Annotated in this window: 2 protein-coding genes; both read left to right on the top strand. The window is 44.6% G+C overall.

The window, feature by feature from the left end:
- A partial coding sequence (locus A3756_RS01865; RefSeq protein ID WP_368664559.1) for a DUF3820 family protein occupies positions 1 to 252 on the top strand: 252 nt, incomplete at its 5' end.
- 268 nt (positions 253 to 520) lie between these two features.
- On the top strand, positions 521 to 886 hold the full coding sequence (locus tag A3756_RS01860; RefSeq protein WP_068509286.1) for a hemerythrin family protein: 366 nt from the start codon (positions 521 to 523) through the stop codon (positions 884 to 886).
- Positions 887 to 955 lie beyond the last annotated feature (69 nt).

Below are 955 nucleotides of genomic sequence, written 5' to 3'. Positions count from 1 at the left end.
AGGGCTAGAAGTTCAAGCCATGCGAGTTATTATCAACACATGATCGAAAAGCAGCACCTGGTAAAAATAGCCAATACACAAATGCCCTTCGGGAAGTACGGTGGCCGTCGTTTAATCGATCTACCTGAAGAATATTTACTCTGGTTCAGAAAAAAAGGCTTTCCGAGCGGCGAGCTAGGTACACTGCTTGAACTGACGCTTGAGATTAAAATTGAGGGCTTGGATAAAGTTATACATCCCCTTAAACGATAGTGCAGTACGTTAGGCGCTGTAGAGCTAAAAAATGGCCTCATGTAGGCAGAGGGTTCCACCCCTCGCTAGTCGATGCCTCGCGCTAAACCTCAGCGAGCCATGAAAGGCTCTGCCTACAGATTTAGCCGGGATGTTTAACTCGATACAGAGTAAGACCCTTATTTTTTACAATAACGCCTAATATTACACCGTTCAATTTGCAGACAACTTTTCTATTTCTAAACTAGACTCATACTAACGTGCACCTTCACTTGGGTAGAGTTCAGTAATGGAAAAGACCAGCGAGCTAATTTGGCAAGACACTCAGCACCAAGAGCTTTTCAGGCTGATTGATGCCTTGAAGGCCCCTAATTCCGGCCAAGAAATCTTTACCCGGCTGTCCAGCTACGCCGACCACCACTTCTGTCTCGAAGAAGCCTACATGCTCCAACTTAACTACCCCAAAACCGAAGCCCATATTAAAGCGCACAATCAATTTCGTGATGAACTGGATGACATGGTAAACAGTATGGGTAAGTTTGACGCTCTGGTTCGTGAATCTATTTCAATATTTCTGCGAGAGTGGTTACAAAGACATGTATTCGGCATCGACAAGGACTTTGAAGCGTTTGTACTGAAGTCGAAGGTAAAATAACAAAACAGGATACCAATGAAAAACATCACTCACCCAGCCTCGCCCGTTATCCTTGAACAAAAGCCTCCT

The sequence above is a fragment of the Oleiphilus sp. HI0086 genome (assembly GCF_001635225.1).
Note: the sequence above shows the minus strand (reverse complement) of the source record. Positions and strands in the feature narration are given on the sequence as shown.

Bases quoted from the DNA above. Each gene is read 5' to 3' on its own strand.
- A3756_RS01860 (WP_068509286.1), top strand. From the start codon at position 521: ATGGAAAAGACCAGCGAGCTAATTTGGCAAGACACTCAGCACCAAGAG.